Annotated in this window: 4 protein-coding genes; all 4 read right to left on the bottom strand. The window is 67.3% G+C overall.

Annotated features, from left to right (window positions below):
• Positions 1-430 precede the first annotated feature (430 nt).
• Complete coding sequence (locus H504_RS37090; protein WP_035306249.1) at positions 431-781, bottom strand: DUF3817 domain-containing protein; 351 nt, start codon at positions 779-781, stop codon at positions 431-433.
• Between the two features lie 79 nt (positions 782-860).
• Complete coding sequence (locus tag H504_RS0126165; protein ID WP_026425188.1) at positions 861-1907, bottom strand: ABC transporter permease; 1047 nt, start codon at positions 1905-1907, stop codon at positions 861-863.
• Positions 1904-2803 (bottom strand): ABC transporter ATP-binding protein, encoded by a 900-nt coding sequence (locus H504_RS0126160; RefSeq protein ID WP_026425187.1) that lies wholly within the window; start codon positions 2801-2803, stop codon positions 1904-1906. Before H504_RS0126160 ends, H504_RS0126165 begins: the two co-directional genes overlap by 4 nt.
• A gap of 248 nt (positions 2804-3051) precedes the next feature.
• Positions 3052-3214 (bottom strand): transposase (locus tag H504_RS40540; RefSeq protein WP_157440667.1); only part of this gene is annotated, 163 nt, incomplete at its 5' end.

Here is a 3214-nt window from a genome sequence, read left to right as displayed (position 1 = left end):
GCGGGCGAACCCGCCGAACATCCGCCCGGCGAAGTCCTCGATCACCGGCCGAACCAGGCCCATCTCCTCCGGAGTCACCCCTCAAGAAGATCACACCGGCAACACATCCCACCTTTCAACCTAACAAAGCCCTACTAGCGGTGGCCTGGGTAAGGCTAAAAGGCGGGGCCACTGGAAAGCGTGGCCTTACCCGCCGGCCGGCTTAGGCCACCGCTTCCCCCAAACAAAACAACTTCACCACAACGGGCGGTTGGGATCGGCGGGTTTCGAGGCGCGTGGGGTGGGCTGGCGGCCTTCGTCGGTGAGGTGTGGGTTTGAGGGGCGCGGTGTGGGTGTGGGGCTTTGTCGATTCGGCGTGGTCTTTTTTGGGCGCGCGGTGCGGGAGTGGGGCTTCGTCGATTCGGGTCGAGTGGACCCGGGATCTGTGGGGTCAGTTGGCGGGGTGTGGGCGGACGGCGAGGTGGATGCCTGCGGGTGTGGTGTGGCCGTCGAGTTTGCCGGTGCGCAGGGACCAGCGGTCGAAGGCGAGTGTCGCTAGTGGAGGGACGGAGCAGAACAGGGCCCACAGGGTGGTGTAGCGGCTCCACCTGAGCTGGCGGGCGGTGACCAGGGTCACCACCAGGTAGGCGATGAACACGGCGCCGTGGACGGAGCCGAAGATGCGGACCCCGAGGTCGCCGAAGTCGGTGCAGTACTTGACGAACATGCCGATGAGGAGGCCGACCCAGGAGAAGGCCTCGGCGAGCGCGACAACACGGAAACGACCCGCTGGCGTGAACATGGGTTCCAGTGTGGAGCGTGAGCGGGCTCACTGGGCGCAAGGGGGTGGCGCCCAGTGGGCTCGCGCACAGTGCCGCGTGTTAGCTGTCCTCCCAGGTGAAAACCCGGGATGCGATGAACGCCACAACGAGGGTGAACCCGAGGAGAACACCGCACGGCAACAGCAGGGCCTGCGGGCCCTTGCCGCGCACCAGGAAGTCCATCATGCCGTCGTTCATGTGCCGCAAGGGGAACACCTGCGAGACCGCCTGCAGCCACTTCGGCGCCTGGTCGATCGGGAAGAACGTGCCGGACAGGAACGCCATCGGCAGCACCACGATGTTCGCCGCGCCGGTGGCCGCCTCCTCCGTCTTGCAGACCGCGCCGACGAGCATGCCAATGGTGAAGAACGCCAGCACCCCGGACACGAAGATCGGGACGGACATCCACCACGTGCCGGACAGGGTGAGGCCGAACACGGGGATCAGCGCGATCCCGATGAACAGCAACGCCTGCGCCAGGGCGACGCCCACGGTGACCACCAGCCGCGAGGTGAGGATGGTGGTCGCGCCGATCGGGGCCAGCCGCAGCCTGCGCAGGATCTGCTTGCGCCGCCAGTTCACCAGGCTGATCGACGTCCCGAACACGGCGGTGGTGGCGATGCCCCAGCTCAGGATGCCCGGCGTCAGGTACTGGATGGGCTTGAGCGAGGCGTCCTCGACCTGCTCGGCGCGGAAGTCGTACTTCGGCGGCTTGCCGCTCTCGGCGACGTTGAGCTGCTGGGTGACCCCCGCCACCAGGCCCTGCACGGTGCCCGCCTGCGCCTGGTTGCTCGCCGCGAACCGGAGCACGACGTTGTCGCCGGTCGCCTCGACCAGTCCGGGCAGGTCACCGGCGCGGACCTTGGCGATGCCGTCGTCGAGCGAGGTGAACCGCTGGATGTCCACCACGCCGGACCGGTCCAGCGCGGTGATCACCGCGCCGTCGCCGTACACGCCGATCTTGATCTTCTCGCTGCCGATGTCGCGGAACAGCAGACCGAAGATGACCAGGAACATCAGCGGCATCACGAAGGCGAAGAACAGGGTCGCCTTGTCCCGGATGAAGCTCTTGACCATCGCGGTGGAGAGGCTGCGGAACGGACTCACGCCCGGTACTCCCGTCCGGTGAGGTGGAGGAAGACGTCCTCCAGGGTGGCGGTGCGGACCTGGAGACCGTCCAGGGCGCCGCGTTCGGCGAGCGCCGTCAGCACGAGCGCGGGAGCGCGGGTGGTGATCGTCACCGACAGGTCGTCCTCGGTGACCTCGTCGGCACCGGGCAGATCCCGGGGCGCCGTGCTCTTGTCCAGGATGATCCTGGTGGGCGCGTCGAGACCCCGGACCAGAGCGGCCGGGGTGTCGAGGGCGAGGATCTCGCCCTTGTCCATGATGGCCACCCGGTCGCAGAGGATCTCGGCCTCGTCGAGGTAGTGGGTGGTGTAGACGATCGTCTTGCCGCGGGCCTGGATGGCGCGCAGGACGTCCCAGAGGTTGCGGCGCGCCTGCGGGTCGAGCGCCGCGGTCGGCTCGTCCAGGAAGACGATGTCGGGGTCGTGGACGAGGGCGCAGGCGATGGACAGGCGCTGGCGTTGGCCGCCGGAGAGCTTGTCCTCGCGGGTGCCTGCCTTGTCGGTGAGGCCGACGAGATCGAGCATGTCGTGCGCCCGTTGGGTTTCGATGCCGTAGAGGGCGGCGAAAGTCTCCAACTGTTCACGGGCGGTGAGCTTGGTGAAGAAAGCGGAAGCCTGGAGTTGGACGCCGATCCTGGGCAGGAGGGCGACGGTGCGGGGGAAAGGGTTGTGGCCGAGGAGCCTTACTGAACCCTGGTCCGGTTTTCGGAGGCCCTCGATGATCTCGAGAGCGGTTGTCTTGCCCGCGCCGTTGGGGCCGAGGATGCCGAAGAACTCGCCGGGGTGGACGGTGAAGGTGAGGCCGTTGACGGCTCGGAGGTCTCCGTAGGACTTGTGGATGTTGTCGACGACGATGGCGTCGTCTGGGGTGGTCATGGGGCGGAACTTAGCTGATGGTGGGGGGTGGGTGGGGGGCTTTGGGGGGTCACTGGGCCTCGGCTGCGCCTCGGGGGTCGGCCTGGTCGCCTGGCGGCGACGCCGGCGCTTGGGCGCCAGATTAAAGCTGGGGTGCCCGTTGTGGTGAAGTTGTTTTGTTTGGGGCCCCTAGCGGCAGCCTGGGTAAGGCTAAAAGGCGGGGCCACTGGAAAGCGTGGCCTTACCCGCCGGCCGGCTTAGAGCGTGTCTCATGTGGGGAGTTTCTTGAAGCAGACGAGTGTGGCGGCGAGTGTGGTGAAGGCGAGGTAGTTGCGAGCGTGGCGTTCCCAGCGGATGGCGAGTCGGCGGTAGCCGTTGGTCAGCCAGGCCAGGGTGCGTTCGACGACCCAGCGGTGTCGTCCCAGGCGTTGG

The sequence above is a fragment of the Actinokineospora inagensis DSM 44258 genome, from assembly GCF_000482865.1.
GTDB lineage: Bacteria > Actinomycetota > Actinomycetes > Mycobacteriales > Pseudonocardiaceae > Actinokineospora > Actinokineospora inagensis.
Note: the sequence above shows the minus strand (reverse complement) of the source record. Positions and strands in the feature narration are given on the sequence as shown.